This window comes from Pseudomonas sp. PVC-5-1 (assembly GCF_057444345.1).
On the sequence record NZ_CM172024.1, the window covers coordinates 3,591,987 to 3,609,162 of the forward strand.

Annotated in this window: 17 protein-coding genes; 11 read left to right on the forward strand and 6 right to left on the reverse strand. The window is 63.8% G+C overall.

Going from position 1 to position 17,176, the window contains the following annotated elements:
- Positions 1–113: 113 nt before the first annotated feature.
- Complete coding sequence (locus AC2T3R_RS16465; protein ID WP_486743982.1) at positions 114–998, reverse strand: LysR family transcriptional regulator; 885 nt, start codon at positions 996–998, stop codon at positions 114–116.
- Positions 999–1,143: 145 nt separating this feature from the next.
- Between AC2T3R_RS16465 and AC2T3R_RS16470 the strand changes: the two genes are divergently transcribed.
- Both AC2T3R_RS16470 and AC2T3R_RS16475 read left to right on the forward strand, forming a co-directional pair.
- Entirely contained in the window at positions 1,144–2,163 is a 1,020-nt protein-coding gene (locus AC2T3R_RS16470) for an alpha/beta hydrolase (protein ID WP_024087356.1), read from the forward strand.
- A 54-nt stretch (positions 2,164–2,217) separates the two neighbouring features.
- Entirely contained in the window at positions 2,218–2,940 is a 723-nt protein-coding gene (locus tag AC2T3R_RS16475) for a pirin family protein (protein ID WP_486743983.1), read from the forward strand.
- 126 nt (positions 2,941–3,066) lie between these two features.
- Here AC2T3R_RS16475 and AC2T3R_RS16480 read toward each other — a convergent pair whose 3' ends face one another.
- Entirely contained in the window at positions 3,067–3,360 is a 294-nt protein-coding gene (locus AC2T3R_RS16480) for a DUF1330 domain-containing protein (RefSeq protein WP_025339641.1), read from the reverse strand.
- A 78-nt stretch (positions 3,361–3,438) separates the two neighbouring features.
- On the opposite strand from AC2T3R_RS16480, the gene ribBA reads away from it, so the two are divergent.
- The 7 genes from ribBA to AC2T3R_RS16515 all read left to right on the forward strand — a co-directional run bounded on the left by ribBA (position 3,439) and on the right by AC2T3R_RS16515 (position 11,725).
- Positions 3,439–4,560: a bifunctional 3,4-dihydroxy-2-butanone-4-phosphate synthase/GTP cyclohydrolase II gene (gene ribBA / locus AC2T3R_RS16485; RefSeq protein WP_085720577.1), complete on the forward strand. Its 1,122-nt coding sequence runs from the start codon at positions 3,439–3,441 to the stop codon at positions 4,558–4,560.
- Positions 4,561–4,889: 329 nt separating this feature from the next.
- Positions 4,890–5,915, forward strand: a complete 1,026-nt coding sequence (locus AC2T3R_RS16490) for an ABC transporter substrate-binding protein (RefSeq protein ID WP_013973153.1) — start codon at positions 4,890–4,892, stop codon at positions 5,913–5,915.
- Positions 5,912–6,829, forward strand: a complete 918-nt coding sequence (locus tag AC2T3R_RS16495; protein WP_015270844.1) for an ABC transporter permease — start codon at positions 5,912–5,914, stop codon at positions 6,827–6,829. Before AC2T3R_RS16490 ends, AC2T3R_RS16495 begins: the two co-directional genes overlap by 4 nt.
- A 6-nt stretch (positions 6,830–6,835) precedes the next feature.
- Entirely contained in the window at positions 6,836–7,645 is an 810-nt protein-coding gene (locus AC2T3R_RS16500; protein ID WP_015270845.1) for an ABC transporter permease, read from the forward strand.
- A 19-nt stretch (positions 7,646–7,664) separates the two neighbouring features.
- Positions 7,665–8,813, forward strand: coding sequence for an ABC transporter ATP-binding protein (locus AC2T3R_RS16505; protein WP_061304049.1), 1,149 nt, complete (start codon positions 7,665–7,667; stop codon positions 8,811–8,813).
- Between the two features lie 239 nt (positions 8,814–9,052).
- A complete protein-coding gene (locus AC2T3R_RS16510; RefSeq protein ID WP_486743984.1) occupies positions 9,053–10,360 on the forward strand; it encodes a substrate-binding domain-containing protein in 1,308 nt (435 codons plus the stop codon).
- Positions 10,361–10,660: 300 nt separating this feature from the next.
- Positions 10,661–11,725, forward strand: a complete 1,065-nt coding sequence (locus tag AC2T3R_RS16515; RefSeq protein ID WP_322264302.1) for a TerC family protein — start codon at positions 10,661–10,663, stop codon at positions 11,723–11,725.
- A 139-nt stretch (positions 11,726–11,864) separates the two neighbouring features.
- Here the strand turns inward: AC2T3R_RS16515 and AC2T3R_RS16520 are convergent, their stop codons facing one another.
- A complete protein-coding gene (locus AC2T3R_RS16520; protein WP_013973159.1) occupies positions 11,865–13,094 on the reverse strand; it encodes an acyl-CoA dehydrogenase in 1,230 nt (409 codons plus the stop codon).
- Positions 13,095–13,234: 140 nt separating this feature from the next.
- Here AC2T3R_RS16520 and AC2T3R_RS16525 point away from each other — a divergent pair, with 140 nt between their 5' ends.
- Both AC2T3R_RS16525 and AC2T3R_RS16530 read left to right on the forward strand, forming a co-directional pair.
- Positions 13,235–14,161 (forward strand): LysR family transcriptional regulator, encoded by a 927-nt coding sequence (locus tag AC2T3R_RS16525; protein WP_015270849.1) that lies wholly within the window; start codon positions 13,235–13,237, stop codon positions 14,159–14,161.
- Positions 14,162–14,332: 171 nt separating this feature from the next.
- Positions 14,333–15,487, forward strand: coding sequence for a cysteine desulfurase family protein (locus AC2T3R_RS16530; protein ID WP_410952283.1), 1,155 nt, complete (start codon positions 14,333–14,335; stop codon positions 15,485–15,487).
- A 7-nt stretch (positions 15,488–15,494) separates the two neighbouring features.
- Here AC2T3R_RS16530 and AC2T3R_RS16535 read toward each other — a convergent pair whose 3' ends face one another.
- The 3 genes from AC2T3R_RS16535 to nfsB all read right to left on the reverse strand — a co-directional run bounded on the left by AC2T3R_RS16535 (position 15,495) and on the right by nfsB (position 17,130).
- A complete protein-coding gene (locus tag AC2T3R_RS16535) occupies positions 15,495–15,932 on the reverse strand; it encodes an RES family NAD+ phosphorylase (protein ID WP_025339649.1) in 438 nt (145 codons plus the stop codon).
- Positions 15,929–16,378: an antitoxin Xre/MbcA/ParS toxin-binding domain-containing protein gene (locus AC2T3R_RS16540; protein ID WP_410952285.1), complete on the reverse strand. Its 450-nt coding sequence runs from the start codon at positions 16,376–16,378 to the stop codon at positions 15,929–15,931. The genes AC2T3R_RS16535 and AC2T3R_RS16540 overlap by 4 nt, the downstream gene beginning before the upstream one ends.
- Before the next feature lie 98 nt (positions 16,379–16,476).
- Entirely contained in the window at positions 16,477–17,130 is a 654-nt protein-coding gene (nfsB, locus tag AC2T3R_RS16545; protein WP_486743985.1) for an oxygen-insensitive NAD(P)H nitroreductase, read from the reverse strand.
- Positions 17,131–17,176: the final 46 nt, after the last annotated feature.

Sequence of the window (17,176 nt, forward strand, 5' to 3'; positions counted from 1 at the left end):
GCGCCGGTGTTCGCGGGCTCGCCCGCTCCCACAGGGTCATCACTGGGCTTGGGGGCTCTGGAGTACCTGTGGGAGCGGGCGTGCCCGCGAAGAAGCGCACTCGGTACCGAAGGTCAGAGCTGCACCAAGCGCTCACGCAGGAAGTTCACAAACCCCTGAACCGGCCGCGCCACCTGCCGGTGCTGGGGGTACACCGCCGACAACTGCAGTGCTGGCGGCTGCCACTCATCCAGCACTTTCACCAGTCGCCCATCCGCCAGCGCCTGTCCCACGATGAAGGTTGGCAGATAAGTCACCCCCATCCCGGCAATCGCCGCATCCCTTAGCAGCTCGCCATTGTTAGCCCGCATCCGCCCGACTACCTGGATCGCCTGTACCTTGCCGCCCTGGCAGAACTGCCACTGCACCTGCCGCGAATGACCATACGGCAGGCAATCATGCCCAGTCAGTTGCTCCGGCCTGGCCGGCACGCCCCGAGCCTTCAGGTACGCCGGGCTCGCACAATACACCCGCTCGACACTGGCAATGCGCCGCGCAATCAGGCTGGAATCCTCCAGCGCACCAATCCGTAGCGCCAGGTCATAGCCCTCGCCGATCAGGTCCACTGCGCGGTCGCTCAAATCCACCTCCACATCCACCTGCGGGTGCAACTGCAGGAACTCGGTCAGCAGGCACCCCAGGTGCGCCATGGCGAACGACAGCGGCGCACTCAGACGCAAGGTGCCACGCAAGGCCTGGGCCTGGCCGCTGATGTCGTGCTCCACCTGCTGCACTTCGCCGAGCAGGCGCAACGCCGACTGGTAGTAGTGCTGGCCCAGTGGCGTGGCATCCAGGCGCCGGGTGGAGCGGTTGAGCAGGCGCACGCCCAGGCGCTCCTCAAGCTGCATCAGGCGCCGGCTGACCGATTGCTTGGACATCCCCAGGCGGTCGGCAGCCGCAGTGAAACTGCCAGCTTCCATGACCTGGGCAAAGATCCGCATGTCTTCGTAAGGGTTCATTGTCTCGCTCTTGGTGACAGTCAAACGCTTTATAGCGGCTTTTTCCCATCAACGCATCTCCCTAATCTACGCACAAGTCGCAGCGATGGCCCTGAAGGCCAGGCAAGACGCCCACTACCAACATTCAACAGAAAAGGATTCGCTCATGAACATTGTCCACAAAACCCTTACCGCTTCCCTTCTGGCCCTGTCCGTTTCCAGCGCCTTCGCCGCTGGCAGCCCGGGTATCGAACAGCACACCCAGGCCTTCCTCGAAGCCCTGGAACAAGGCGGCGGCAAGCCACTGGAGCAGCTCAGCCCGAAAGACGCCCGCGCGGTGCTGACCGGTGCCCAGGCCTCGGTAAAGGTCGATCTCTCGGGTATCGAGGTGAAGGAACGCACCATCCAGGCCAATGGCGAGTCGATCAAACTGCAAGTGGTGCGCCCGGCCAACGTGAAGGGTGACCTGCCGGTGTTCATGTTCTTCCACGGTGGCGGCTGGGTGCTCGGCGATTTCCCGACCCACCAGCGGCTGATCCGCGACCTGGTGGTTGGCTCTGGCGCAGTGGCGGTCTACGTCGACTACACCCCATCGCCGGAAGCGCACTACCCGACCGCGATCAACCAGGCCTACGCCGCCACCCGCTGGGTGGCCGAGCATGGCAAGGAAATTGGCGTGGACGGCAAGCGCCTGGCCGTGGCCGGCAACAGCGTCGGCGGCAACATGGCGGCAGTAGTGGCCTTGAAAGCCAAAGAGGCCGGCACCCCGGCCCTGCGTTTCCAGCTGCTGTTGTGGCCGGTGACCGATGCCAGCTTCGAAACTGCGTCGTACAAGCAGTTTGCCGAGGGGCACTTCCTGACCACCGGGATGATGAAGTGGTTCTGGGACAACTACACCACCGATGCCAAGGCGCGGGAACAGATCTACGCCTCGCCGCTGCGGGCCAGCAGTGAACAGCTCAAGGGCCTGCCGCCGGCCCTGGTGCAAACGGCCGAGTTCGACGTGCTGCGCGATGAAGGTGAGGCGTATGCCCGCAAGCTGAATGCCGCTGGCGTGACTGTGACCTCGGTGCGCTACAACGGCATGATCCATGACTACGGGCTGCTCAACCCGCTGCATCAGGTGCCGGCCGTGCAAGCGGCCATGCGCCAGGCCGCCGGCGAGCTGAAAGTGCACCTGCAGTAACCTCATCCACGCATGCGGCAGGGCCTGGTGCCCTGCCGGTTCAGGAGACCCGTCATGCTCACCGTACGTAACGCCAAAGACCGCGGCCTGGCCTTTCATGGCTGGCTGAAATCGTTCCACACCTTCTCCTTCGGCCACTACCGCAACCCGGACGAGCAAGGGTTCTCGGACCTGCTGGTGATCAACGACGACCGCGTCATCCCCGGCAAGGGCTTTGGTCAACACCCGCACCGCGACATGGAGATTTTCTCCTACGTGCTGGAAGGCGCACTGGAGCACAAGGACACGCTGGGCACCGGTTCGGTGATCCGCCCGGGCGATGTGCAACTGATGAGCGCTGGCCACGGCGTGGCCCACAGCGAGTTCAACCACAGCCAGGTGCAGCCGGTGCACTTCCTGCAGATCTGGATCGTACCGAACGTGCAGGGGGCAACGCCGCGTTACCAGCAACAGCATTTCAGTGCCGAGGAAAAGCGCGGCAAGCTGCGCCTGATCATCTCGCCGGATGGCGCCGAGGGGTCATTGCAGGTACGGCAGAATGCGCGGGTGTATGCCGGCCTGTTCGACGGTGACGAGCGTGCCATCCTGACCTTGCCGGAAAACCGCCATGCCTATGTGCATGTGGCCCGGGGCAGCATCGAGCTCAATGGGCAAGTGCTGAATGAAGGGGATGGGGTGCGAATGAGGCAGGAACAGCTGCTGGAGCTGGGCAACGGGGTGGATGCCGAGGTGCTGGTGTTCGACCTGCGGCCGCATGAATTGCCGGGCATGCCTTGAGTTTCTGCTTCGACAGTAATGGCCCTATCGCCGGCAAGCCAGCTCCCACAGGTACTGCACAGGTCTTCAAGGCAGTGTTTAACCTGTGAGAGCTGGCTTGCCGGCGATAGGGCCAACAGCCATCACTCAGGGCTCGAACCCTTCGACGATGATCACCTCAGCCTTCGCCACCCCCTGGCGATGGCTGCAAGCCTCCTGGTACAGCTCGGACCGGTAACACGCCAGCGCCTGCTCGTACGAATCGAACTCGATCACCACGCTACGCTGAGGGGTAGGCCGCCCTTCCATCGCCTCGCTACGCCCGCCACGGGCCAGGAAACGGCCGCCGAATGCCTTGAAGGCAGCCGGGGCGCGCTGGGTGTACTGCTGGTATTGCTCGGGGTCGGTCACGTCCACATGGGCGATCCAATAGGCCTTCATGCGCTGCTCTCCTGTTACGGCGATATTTGTGTATGATGGTATACCATAATAATCATCCCACCACAGTGAGCGTGCAACATGGCTTTCAACACCATCGAAGAACTTCTCGAGGACTACCGGCAAGGCAAGATGGTCCTGCTGGTGGATGACGAGGACCGGGAAAACGAAGGCGATCTGCTGATCGCCGCCGAGCGTTGCGACGCCCAGGCCATCAACTTCATGGCCCGTGAAGCGCGCGGGCTGATCTGCCTGACGCTGACCGACGATCACTGCCAACGTCTGGGCCTGGAGCAGATGGTGCCGGCCAACGGCAGCGTTTTCAGTACCGCCTTCACCGTGTCGATCGAGGCTGCCACGGGCGTTACCACCGGTATTTCCGCTGCTGATCGGGCACGTACGGTGGCAGCGGCGATGGCCCCCAACGCCCGCCCGGAAGACCTGGTGCAACCCGGCCACATCTTCCCCCTGCGCGCCCGCGAAGGCGGTGTACTGACGCGCGCCGGCCACACCGAAGCCGGCTGCGACCTGGCGCGCCTGGCCGGGTTCACCCCGGCGTCGGTTATCGTCGAAGTACTCAACGATGACGGCACCATGGCCCGCCGCCCGGACCTGGAGGTGTTCGCTGCCCGGCACGGCATCAAGATAGGCACCATCGCCGACCTCATCCACTACCGCCTGAGCACCGAGCAGACCATCAAGCGCATCGGCGAACGCGAACTGCCGACCGTGCATGGCACCTTCCGCCTGGTCACCTACGAAGACCGCATCGAAGGTGGCGTACACATGGCCATGGTCATGGGCGATATTCGCCGCGAGCAGCCGACCCTGGTGCGAGTGCACGTGATCGACCCGCTGCGCGACCTGGTCGGCGCCGAATACGCCGGCCCCGCCAACTGGACGCTGTGGGCGGCGCTGCAGAAAGTGGCCGAGGAAGGCGCCGGCGTGGTGGTGATCCTGGCCAACCATGAGTCCTCGCAGGCGCTGCTGGAACGCGTGCCGCAGCTGACCCAGCCGGTGCGGCCTTACCAGCGTGGGCAATCGAAGGTGTACTCGGAGGTAGGTACAGGCGCGCAGATTCTGCAGGATCTGGGCGTGGGCAAGCTGCGCCACCTGGGCCCGCCGCTGAAATACGCGGGGCTGGCGGGGTATGAGCTGGAGGTCGTGCAAAGCATCCCCTTCGAGCCGGACATGGTCGGCTAAAACACCGAAGCAACTGACTTGGCAGGGCCCTGTAGGAGCGGGTTCACCCGCGAATGCGATGGTGAAGCCACCAACGCATTCGCGGGTGAACCCGCTCCTACAGGGCCCGCGCTGTTTCTGAAAGGGACGGAGTGATGGCCGGTAGCCTCATACCTCTTGCCAAAAGTTTGGAATACCATAATATGATATCCCGTAGACCTTGAATCTGCAGGCCGGCACCTACAATCAAAAACGGCCAAAAAACACTTTGTTTTAGCTGCTCCCCGAACACTGTTGGCGGGCGCACCACAAGCCCCGCCTCGAATAACAAAAGCAACGAGGGCGTAACCATGCTGTTGAGCAAACGTGTAACCGCAGTGCTGTCCGCCAGCCTGCTGACCCTGGCATGTCAGGCCGCCCAGGCCGCCGACAGCCTGAACTTCGTCAGCTGGGGCGGTACCACCCAGGACGCCCAGAAAGAAGCGTGGGCCGTACCTTTCACCAAAGCCACCGACATCAAAGTCGTCCAGGACGGCCCCACCGACTATGGCAAGCTCAAGGCCATGGTCGAAAGCGGCAACGTGCAGTGGGACGTGGTCGACGTCGAAGCCGACTTCGCCCTGCGTGCCGCCAGCGAAGGCCTGCTCGAACCCCTCGATTTCACCCAGATCAAGCGCGACAAGATCGACCCGCGCTTCGTCTCCGACCATGGCGTCGGCTCGTTCTTCTTCTCCTTCGTGCTCGGCTACAACGAAGGCAAGCTCGGTGCCAACAAACCGGTGGACTGGACCGCACTGTTCGACACCAAGACCTACCCCGGCAAGCGCGCCCTGTACAAATGGCCCAGCCCAGGCGTACTGGAACTGGCCCTGCTGGCTGACGGCGTAGCCCCCGACAAGCTGTACCCGCTGGACCTGGACCGCGCCTTCAAGAAGCTCGACACCATCAAGAAAGACATCGTCTGGTGGGGCGGTGGCGCCCAGTCGCAGCAACTGCTGGCCTCGGGTGAAGCCTCGCTCGGCCAGTTCTGGAACGGCCGCGTCTATGCCCTGCAGCAAGACGGTGCACCGGTGGGCGTGAGCTGGAAGCAGAACCTGGTCATGGCCGACTTCCTGGTCATCCCCAAAGGTGCCAAGAACAAGGACGCGGCCATGAAGTTCCTGGCCAACGCCAGCAGCGCCGAAGGCCAGGCCGAGTTCGCCAACAAGACCGCCTACGCGCCGGTGAACGTCGACAGCGTGGCCAAGCTGGACAAAGACCTCGCGCAGAACCTGCCGACCGCCTATGCCCAGGACCAGGTCACCCTCGACTTCGCCTACTGGGCCAAGAACGGCCAGGCCATCGCAGCCCGCTGGAATGAGTGGTTGGTCAAATGAAAGTCGCCATCAACGCCCTGCATAACGCGCAAGGTGCCCCCACGGGCACCGGCGCCCCGGGAACGGCCCCCCGCCGCGTCAGCCTGAGCCAGCGCTGGAAAGGCAGCCGCAATCTGCTGCCGGCCCTGCTGTTCCTTGGCCTGTTCTTCTTCGCCCCGCTGGCCGGCCTGTTGCTGCGCGGTGTGCTGGAGCCGACGCCGGGCCTGGGCAACTACGAGCAGCTGTTCGCCAACTCGGCCTATGCGCGGGTGCTGTTCAACACCTTCTCGGTGGCCGGCGTGGTCACCCTGATCAGCGTGCTGCTGGGCTTCCCGCTGGCCTGGGCAATTACCCTGGTGCCCAAGGGCTGGGGCCGCTGGTTGCTGAACATCGTGCTGCTGTCGATGTGGACCAGCCTGCTGGCGCGCACCTACTCGTGGCTGGTGCTGCTGCAGAGCTCGGGGGTGATCAACAAGGCGTTGATGGCCATGGGTATCATCGATGCCCCGCTGGAAATGGTGCACAACCTGACCGGCGTGGTGATCGGCATGAGCTACATCATGATCCCGTTCATCGTGCTGCCGCTGCAGGCGACCATGCACGCCATCGACCCGATGGTGCTGCAGGCCGGCTCGATCTGTGGCGCCAGCCCGTGGACCAATTTCTGGAAAGTGTTCCTGCCGCTGTGCCGCTCGGGGCTGTTCTCCGGGGCACTGATGGTGTTCGTGATGTCGCTCGGTTACTACGTCACCCCGGCCCTGCTGGGCGGTGCGCAGAACATGATGCTGCCCGAATTCATCATCCAGCAGGTGCAGTCGTTCCTCAACTGGGGCCTGGCCAGCGCCGCCGCCGCACTGCTGGTGGTGATCACCCTGGTGCTCTTCTACCTGTACCTGAAGCTGCAGCCGGAATCCCCGGTCGGCAACGCGAGGTAAACCGCCATGCTCCTGTCTCCCAATGCCATGGGCCGCCCGCTGCGTACGGGCCTGTACCTGACCACCGGGGTCATCGCGGCCTTCCTGCTGCTGCCGGTGGTGTTCATCGTGTTGCTGTCGTTCGGCTCGTCGCAGTGGCTGGTGTTCCCGCCACCGGGCTGGACCTTCAAGTGGTACGGCCAGTTCTTCTCCAACCCGGAGTGGATGGACGCCGCGCTGGCCAGCCTGAAGGTGGCCGTGCTGACCACCATCGCCGCCGTGCTGCTCGGCCTGCCCACCGCGTTTGCCCTGGTGCGCGGCCGCTTCCCGGGCCGCGAGCTGCTGTACGGGCTGTTCACCATGCCGATGATCGTGCCGCTGGTGATCATTGCCGTGGCGGTGTACGCGCTGTTCCTCAAGCTCGGCTACACCGGCACGCTGTTCGCCTTCGTGGTCAGCCACGTGATCGTCGCCCTGCCCTTCACCATCATCTCGATCATCAACTCGCTGAAGCTGTTCGACCAGTCGATCGAGGATGCCGCGGTGATCTGCGGCGCCTCGCGCCTGCAGGCGATCTTCAAGGTGACCTTCCCGGCCATTCGCCCGGGGATGATCGCCGGCGGCCTGTTCGCCTTCCTGGTGTCGTGGGATGAAGTGGTGCTGAGCGTGATGATGGCCAGCCCCGACCTGCAGACCTTGCCGGTGAAGATGTGGACCACCCTGCGTCAGGACCTCAGCCCGGTCATCGCCGTGGCCTCGACCCTGCTGATCGGCCTGTCGCTGCTTGTCATGTTCATTGCCGCCGCCTTGCGCCGGCGCACCGAAGCCAACGCCTGAGCGCGCGGAGAAAACAACAATGAGTGCAGTGATCAAAGACAACGCGCACGGCAAGACCCTGGTCAGCCTGCGCGGCCTGAACAAGCACTACGGCGACTTCACCGCCGTGGACAACCTCGACCTGGAAATCCAGGACGGCGAGTTCCTGACCTTCCTCGGTTCCAGCGGCTCGGGCAAGTCCACCACCCTGTCGATGCTGGCCGGCTTCGAAACACCGAGCAGCGGCGAGATCCTGGTCGATGGCCAGTCACTGGTCAACGTGCCGCCGCACAAGCGTGACATCGGCATGGTGTTCCAGCGCTATTCGCTGTTCCCGCACCTGAATGTGCGCGACAACATCGGCTTCCCGCTGGCCATTCGCAAGCTCAGTGCCAGCGAAACCAGCAAGCGCGTCGATGCCATGCTCAAGCTGGTGCAGCTGGAGAAGTTCGCCCACCGCAAGCCGTCGCAGATGTCCGGTGGCCAGCAGCAGCGCGTGGCTATCGCTCGGGCGCTGGTGTACGAACCGCGTATCCTGCTGATGGACGAACCGCTCGGCGCACTGGACAAGAAGCTGCGTGAAGACCTGCAGGACGAACTGCGCCAGTTGCACCGGCGCCTGGGCATCACCATCGTCTACGTCACCCACGACCAGGAAGAAGCCATGCGCCTGTCCCAGCGCATCGCCATCTTCAGCCATGGCAAGATCGTCGGCCTGGGCACCGGTTACGACCTGTACCAGAACCCGCCGAATGCCTTCGTCGCCTCGTTCCTGGGCAACTCCAACTTCCTGCGGATCAAGGCCAGCAGCAATGGCGCGGGCAGCTTCGAGGGCCAGCCGGTAGCCATCCGCCTGACCCCGGGCCTGGCCGCCTCGCAGGATGCACTGATCATGGTGCGCCCGGAAAAGGCCCTGGCCCTGACCGCCGAACAGGCCGCGCGCGAGCCGCTGCCGGCGGGGTGGAACCAGGTCAGCGCCAAGGTTGGCGAAGTGCTGTTCCTGGGCGAGAGCCAGACCTGCCATGTGGTGACAGCGGGCGGTACAGAGCTGACGGTAAAGGCGTTGTCGGCGGCGGGCATGCCGATGCAGCCGGGGGATACCGTGAAGGTGCGCTGGGCGGTGGCGGATGCGTGCATCTATACCGAGTGGGCAGAAAGTGACCTGAGCAAGTCTGCCGGGGCGCATTGATACCGCTGGGGCCGCTTTGCGGCCCTTTCGCCGGCAAGCCAGCTCCCACAGGTACAGCGCAGATTTCAGGATTGGCACGGCCCCTGTGGGAGCTGGCTTGCCGGCGATGGGCTGCACAGCAGCCCCATTAACGCGAACTTACAAGCATCAGGCAAAGCCCACTGCCCCATGGACTGTCACATTATCATCACGCCACTGTCGTAATCTGCCGGCCATCTCTATGCCATAGGCCTTCCGGCATGCCCCGCCTGCTTGTCTTGCTGCTCACCCTGCTACCGCTGGCGACCCTGGCCGAGCCCGCTCACCTGCGCGTGCAAGGCTCCAACACCATCGGCGCGGCCTTGCTGCCGGCGCTGGTGCAAGGGCAATTGCGCGCGCAGCAAGCTACCGCCATCGAACAATACCCGGGCAAGCTGGCCAACGAGACTGTCATCACCGCTCGCGATACGCGTGGCCAGCCTTTGCGCATCGACATCGCCGCACACGGTTCCAGCACCGGCTTCGTCGCCCTGGGCCATGGCGAGGCCGACCTGGCCGCCGCGTCGCGGCCTATCAACGACAACGAAGCAAGCCAACTGCAGGCTTTGGGCGACCTGCGCGCCGCTGCCGCCGAACAAGTCATCGGCCTGGATGGCGTCGCGGTCATCGTTCACCCCGACAACCCGCTGCCACAGCTCACCACGGGGCAACTGGCACAGATCTTTGCCGGGCAGATCCAGCGCTGGGAGCAATTGGGTGTTGCCGGCGGGGCCATCCACCTGTACGCCCGTGACGACCGCTCCGGCACCTTTGAGACCTTCAAGGCCCTCGTGCTGGAACCCCAGCAAAGCGAACTTTCAGCCCAGGCCCAACGTTTCGAGTCCAGCGACGAGCTGGCCGCGCGAGTGAGCACCGACCGCCAGGCCATCGGTTTCAGCAGCCTGGCGGCGGTGCATGGGGCCAAGGTGCTGGCGGTGGCCGAAGGTGACGCGCCGGCCATGCTACCGGAGCGTGCACTGGTGGCCAGCGAGGACTACCCGCTATCGCGGCGCCTGTATTTCTATCTGCCGGCCAACCCCAAGCCCCAGGCCAAGGCCCTGGCCGATTTCGCTCAGAGCCCGGCGGGCCAGGCGATCGTCGCCCAGCAGGGTTTCGTTTCGCAGCAGATCAAGGCCCAATCTGTAGCCCCCCAGGCCGACATGCCGCCGCGCTATCGCACCCTGGCCCAGCAGGCACAGCGGTTGAGCGTTAACTTCCGCTTTCAGGAAGGCAGCGCCAGCCTCGACAACAAGGCCCTGCGCGATGTCCAGCGCGTTGCCGACTACCTGCGCCAAGCGGGCAAGTTGCAGCGCAAGGCGGTGCTGGTGGGCTTTGGCGACCCCAAGGAGACACCCGGTCGCGCCGCCCTGCTCTCCCGCCTGCGGGCCCAAGCGGTGCGTCGTGAGCTGGCGCGCGATGGCGTGGAGGTGCTGGAGGTGACGGGGATGGGGGATGAACTGCCAGTGGCAGGGAACGAACTGGAGCAAGGGCGACTGCGTAATCGCCGGGTGGAAGTGTGGGTTTATTGAACGATAGGCCTGCTCTGGCCTGACTGGTGTAGGAGCGGCCTTGTGTCGCGAAAGGGCCGCAAAGCGGCCCCGGCAATTCTGTGGCGATGCCAAGACCGTGGGGGCGCTGCGCACCCCGTTCGCGACACAAGGCCGCTCCTACACAGCGCCCTGGCAAAGAAATGTAACAGCTCCCCATTCGGCATCACCGGCAAACGGGTCTAGGCTCAAGCCCATGTGATACCGGGCCCCTCTGACGGCTGCCAGGCCGCCATGTCGGATCACTGTTGCCATGCAACGTCGACATTCAAGGAGGGGCTCATGACAGCTCTACACACATTCCTCACCACCCCGTTCCTCGGTACCAGCACCTGGTTGTGGCTGGTGTTCATGGCCATCGTCATCGGTTTGCTGATACTCGACCTGGGCGTGCTGCACCGCCACGACCGGGAAATCGAAATGCGCGAGAGCCTGCTGCTGTATTCGGGCTATTTCAGCGTCGGCGTGCTGTTCGGCGTCGGGGTCTGGTACCAGTTGGGCGCGCAGTCGGCGCTGGAGTTCTACACCGGGTTCCTGGTCGAACAGTCGCTGTCGATGGACAACGTGTTCGTCATGGCGATGATCTTCAGCTATTTCGCCATCCCCCGCCGCTACCAGCACCGCGTGCTGTTCTGGGGCATCCTCGGGGTGGTGTTCCTGCGGGCGATCATGATCGGCGTGGGCGCGGCGCTGGTGCAGAACTTCGCCTGGGTACTGTATATCTTCGGTGCCTTCCTGCTGTTTACCGGGGTGAAGATGGCGCTGTCGAAGGAAGACAGCCGCCCCGACCTGGCCAACAACCCGATCCTCAAGTTCGTGCGCCGGCACATGCGGGTCACCGAGCAGATCCACGGCTCGCACTTCTTCGTGCAGCAGACCCCGCCCGGGCAGCACAAGGCGCTACGCCATGCCACCCCGCTGTTCATGGCGCTGGTGCTGATCGAACTGGCCGACCTGGTGTTCGCCGTCGACAGTGTCCCGGCAATCTTCGCCATCACCCAGGACCCGTTCATCGTCTACACCTCGAACATCTTCGCCATCCTCGGCTTGCGCTCGTTGTATTTTGCGCTGGCGGCGCTGATGCACCGGTTCGTTTACCTCAAGTACGCGCTCGCGCTGGTGCTGATCTTCATTGGCTGCAAGATCTTCTACCACGGCATGGTGGGCAAGGTGCCGGCATTGCTGTCGCTGGGGGTGACGTTCGGGTTGTTGCTGGGTGGGGTGGTGGTTTCGTTGGTCAAGACGCGGGGGGAAAAGCCGGAAATCAAGGGTGCTCAATCCAGACAGCCTTCAAATGCCGATCGCACAGTCAGCGAGAAGGAGGAAGACCCGCAGATGCGGGTCTGACCATCCAGAGGAACCAGTGAGCCTTCAAGGGCCTCTTCGCGGGCAAGCCCGCTCCTACAGATATTGTGCACAGCTTGGAGGCGGCACAGTACCTGTGGGAGCGGGCAAGCCCGCGAAGAGGCCGGAACAAGCCGGTAAATCATCGTCCGCTACGCATCATCTCCGCCGGCACGTACTTGCCGATCTCATACTTGCCGATCGCCGCCCGGTGCACTTCATCCGGCCCGTCGGCCAGGCGCAAGGTGCGTTGCATGGCGTACATGTAAGCCAGCGGGAAATCGCCACTCACCCCTGCCCCACCATGAATCTGGATCGCCCGGTCGATCACCTTCAGTGCCACGTTCGGCGCCACTACCTTGATTTGCGCAATCTCGCTGCGGGCCACCTTGTTGCCGACCGTGTCCATCATGTAGGCCGCTTTCAACGTCAGCAGCCGGGCCATGTCGATCTCCATGCGCGAGTCGGCAATCTTGTCGACGTTGCCGCCCAGACGCGCCAGTGGCCGGCCGAAGGCGGTACGCTCCACCGAGCGCTTGCACATCAGTTCCAGCGCGCGCTCGGCCATGCCGATCGAGCGCATGCAGTGGTGGATACGGCCAGGGCCAAGGCGCCCCTGGGCAATTTCGAAGCCACGGCCTTCACCCAGGATCACGTTCTCATACGGTACCCGCACATTCTCGAAGAGCACCTCGGCGTGGCCATGGGGAGCATCGTCATAGCCGAACACCGGCAGCGGGCGGACGATCTTCACCCCAGGCGCATCGGTGGGCACCAGCACCATCGAGTGCTGCTGGTGGCGTGGCCCTTCAGGGTCGGACAGGCCCATGAAGATCATTACCTTGCAGCGCGGGTCGCAAGCGCCGGAGGTCCACCACTTGCGGCCGTTGATTACCCATTGGTCACCGTCACGCACGGCGGTGGCGGCCATGTTGGTGGCATCCGAGGAGGCCACGTCCGGTTCGGTCATGGCGAACGCCGAACGGATCTCGCCGCGCAGCAGCGGCTCCAGCCACTGGCGCTTCTGCGCTTCACTGCCATAGCGCACCAGCACTTCCATGTTGCCGGTGTCCGGCGCCGAGCAGTTGAACGGCTCCGGGCCGAGCAACGAACGGCCCATGATTTCCGCCAGCGGGGCGTATTCCAGGTTGCTCAGGCCGGCACCGTATTCCGATTCGGGCAGGAACAGGTTCCACAGCCCTTCAGCGCGGGCCTTGGCCTTGAGTTCTTCCATGATCGCGGTGGGCTGCCAGCGGTCACCCTCGGCGACCTGGCGCTCGAACACCGCCTCGGCGGGGTAGACATAGGCGTCCATGAACGCGCTGACGCGCTCACGCAGTGCCTGGACCTTGGGCGAATAGGCGAAATCCATCGGGGCTACCTTCACGGTTCGGAGTACATGGGCCAGAGCCTAGAGCAGCATGGCCTCATCCACCTAGCCTATTTTCCGCGTGTATAAACATTCATAACCGATATATGATCGGCCAATAATTCCAACAAAGAGCGGCGCCCATGAACCTCAGCAAGGTCGACCTCAACCTGTTCATCGTGTTCGATGCGATCTACACCGAAGCCAACCTGACCCGCGCCGGGCAGATCGTGGGCATCACCCAGCCGGCAGTGTCCAACGCCCTTTCGCGGCTGCGCGAAACCTTCAATGACCCGCTGTTCGTGCGCACCGCGCAAGGCATGGTGCCAACGCCCATGGCGCAGAACATCATCGGCCCGGTGCGCAATGCCTTGGCACTGTTGCGCACCTCGGTGCAGGAAAGCCGCATTTTCAACCCGCAACAGGCCAACAAGACTTTCCGCATCAGCATGACCGACCTGACCGAAGCGGTCATCCTGCCGCCGCTGTTCCAGCGCTTGCGCCGCCTGGCGCCGGCGGTGCTGATCGAAAGCTTTTTGTGCAAGCGCCGCGAGACCACCAAGGAACTTGCCGCCGGCCGCCTGGACTTCGCCATCGACGCACCGTTGAACACCGACCCGCAGGTACGCCACGTCAAACTGATGCAAGACCGCTATGTCTGCGCCCTGCGCCAGGGCCACCCGCTGGCCGACAGCAAGCTGACCCTCGACAACTACCTGGGCATGACCCACATCCATATTTCCAGCCGCCGCAACGGCCTGGGCTATGTCGACCTGGCCCTGGGCAAGATGGGCGTACAGCGCAAGGTTGCCTTGCGCTCGCAGCATTACCTTATGGCCTCGCAGGTGTTGCAGCAGACCGACATGGCGATGACCGTCCCCGAGCGCTTCGCCCGCCGCCATCAGCTGCGTTACCAGCCACTGCCGGTGGAAGTGCCTGCGCTGGAAACGCACCTGTACTGGCATGAAAGCACCGATCAGGACCCGGCCAACCGCTGGATGCGCGAGCAGATCACCGAGTTGTGCGAACGTGTGGTGGCCGAGGAAGAGAGGGCCTCGGAACCAGCCTGAACAGAATGGCGGGATGCGGAGAAAAAAATTCCAAGAAAAACTCGATAGAGAGAAAATTTTCTTGATCATTTCCAGAATAGAGCCGCTGGAAGTGAAAAATATCTCCGAAGTAGCGGGTACGCTTGCTCCAACGATTGCCGATTTCACGGCGACAGACACGGACCCGCCCTCATGCCCAGCGCCCCGCTCTATTTCGATTACGCCGCCACCACTCCGGTCGACGACCGGGTCATCGAAACCATGCTCGCCTGCCTTGGCAGCCAGGGCAACTTCGGCAACCCGGCGTCCAGTGGCCATGCCTTCGGCCAGGCAGCCCGCCACGCCGTGGAGCAGGCCCGTCAGCAAGTGGCCGAACGCGTCGGCGCACAGGCCGATGCACTGGTCTGGACCTCAGGTGCGACCGAGTCCAACAACCTGGCGCTCAAGGGCATTGCCCAGGGCCTCGGCCAGCCCGGGCACCTGATCACCAGCCAACTGGAACACAAGGCCGTGCTCGACACGGTGGCCGAACTGGAGCGCCAGGGTTGGGCCGTTACCCGCCTGGCACCGGATGCCGCCGGCCTGATTCAGCCTGCGGCGGTGCAGGCAGCGTTGCGCGCCGACACCCGCCTGGTATCGCTGATGGCGGTGAACAATGAACTGGGCACGATCACCGACTTTGCCGCGATTGGTGAACAGGTACGTGCCCACGGTGCCCTGCTGCACGTGGATGCGGCGCAGGCGGTGGGCAAACTGGCCATCGACCTGAACGCCATGGCCGTGGACCTGATGTCGTTCTCGGCGCACAAGGTGTATGGGCCCAAGGGCATCGGTGCGCTCTACGTGGGGCCACGCGCCCGCACGCTGATGCGTGCGCAGATGCACGGCGGCGGCCATGAGCAAGGCCTGCGTTCCGGCACCCTGGCGACCCACCAGATTGCCGGCATGGGCAACGCCTTTGCCCTGGCCGGCCAGCCCGGCGACAGCGAACACCTGCGCCTCGAACAACTGGCCAGGCGCCTGCGTGAAGGCCTGCTGGCCCTGCCCGGCGTCACCCTCAACGGCTGCGCCAAACAACGCATTCCCCATACGCTGAACCTGTGTATCGACAGCAAGGGCTTCAACAGCGCGGCGCTGGCCAGCGAGCTGGCGTTGTCGACCACCTCGGCCTGCAATTCGGCGAGCAATGCAGCCTCGCATGTGCTGCTCGCGTTGGGGCTGGATGAACGCCAGGCACGTAACAGCGTGCGCCTGAGCATCGGGCGTTTCAGCAACGAGGCCGAAGTGGACAAGGCCCTCGAAGTGTTTGGCCGGGTGCTGACAGCGGCGTCAGCGGCACTTTGGTGAAACTTCCCTAAAACAGCCGGCTGTCCGGGGTGAAGTCCTCGACCTTTAGCCTGGCGCTGTTTGCCTGCGGATGGCGCGGGTTGAACAGGTAATTGGTGGTGCTGGGCATGATCGCGCTCGGCACCGGCAGCAGCAACGCCGAACACTCATCCAGAAAACGGTTGCCCAGGCCCCGGGTCAGTTCGGTCTGGCTCGACCAGCCAGGCTGCAAGGCGGGCAACTGCGCTTGCGAAACGGTGTCGGGCAACTCGATACGCAGCAGCCGCATGGTGGTGGGGAAATCCTCAGGGTCGATCTCCAGGTGCACCAGCACCTCCAGCATCGCCCCGGCCGGGCTGGTGGCGGCATACACCACTGGCCGGCCCGCCTGGTGCCAGCGGCCGCTGACACGCAAGCCGCCCGTTCCGCTCAAGTCTGCATAGGCGCTGATACGCCACAGAATCACAGGCCGAAGCCCTCGGCGATCTGCAGCAACATCTCTTCGACCTGGGTGGTGCCCTGCTGGGTGGTTAGCATCTGCATCGGCGTCAGCCCCGAGAAGCGCTCCTTGGGCTTGGACAGCCAGCGTTTTGCCTTGCCCGCTTCACCGAACACGGCTTCTGCCATGGCGGTGATATGGGCCGAGCGGAACAGCCGGTCGCTTTCTTCCACGGTCAGCGGCTGGTCACGTTCGATGCGGGTTTTCAGCGTGCGCAGGGGAATGATCTGGTCACGCTCCACAGGGGTGAACACGCCGAGTTCGGTCAGTTTCACCAGCCAGGTGGCAGCGAAGCCATGGGTGATGCGGGTGTGGATTTCGAAGTCACTGGCGAGTTCGGGGATTTGCAGCAGTGCATGCAGGCGCGCCCGGTACTCGTGGTAACCGTTGTCGCGAAGCACTTCGGCAAGCATGGCTCTCTCCTTTCCGGCGTTTGCCGACAAGTATGCGGCATATGCCGTATTTTGCAAGCCGACCGGAAAGACGGGGCCGCAGAGCGGCCCCGGCAACCTCACAGGAAGGTGAACACCTGCGAAGCCGGCAACCGCGACTTGTTCAGCCCGGCATTGAAGTCCGCCTCGCTGCGATAGCCCAGGCTGAGAATGACCACACTGGTGAACCCACGCTCACGCAAGCCCAGCTCGGCATCAAGAATCTTGCTGTCGAAGCCTTCGATCGGGGTGGCATCCAGCCCATGTGCCGCAGCCCCCAGCAAGGCAGTACCCAACGCCAGGTAGGTCTGCTTTTCCATCCAGTGCTGCAGGTCCTTCTGATCGAAGCGGTGCAGGTCGACGTAATGCCGGCGGCTCTGGTTCTGCCCGGCACGCGCCTGCTCATCGCGGAAGCGGCCATCGGCGGCTTCCTGGTGGAGCACGGCATCCAGGTGCGCTTCGGTCATCTCGGTTCGGGTGCAGAACACGATCACATGCGAGGCATCGAGGATCTTCGGCGAATTGTAGGCATAGCGCTCTGCGGTGCTTTTGGCCAGGCGAGCCTTGCCTTCGGCGCTGTCGGCAACGATGAAATGCCACGGCTGCGAGTTGACCGAGGACGGGCTGTGGCGCAGTTGTTCGAGCAAGGCATCGACAGTGGCCTGGGGAATACGGCGCGAGGCATCGTAGGCTTTGGTGGTGTAGCGGCGCTTGGCCAGAGAGACGGTATCCATGCAACAACTCCGGGAATGAACAGAGGATTTGCCGGGCATCTTATCT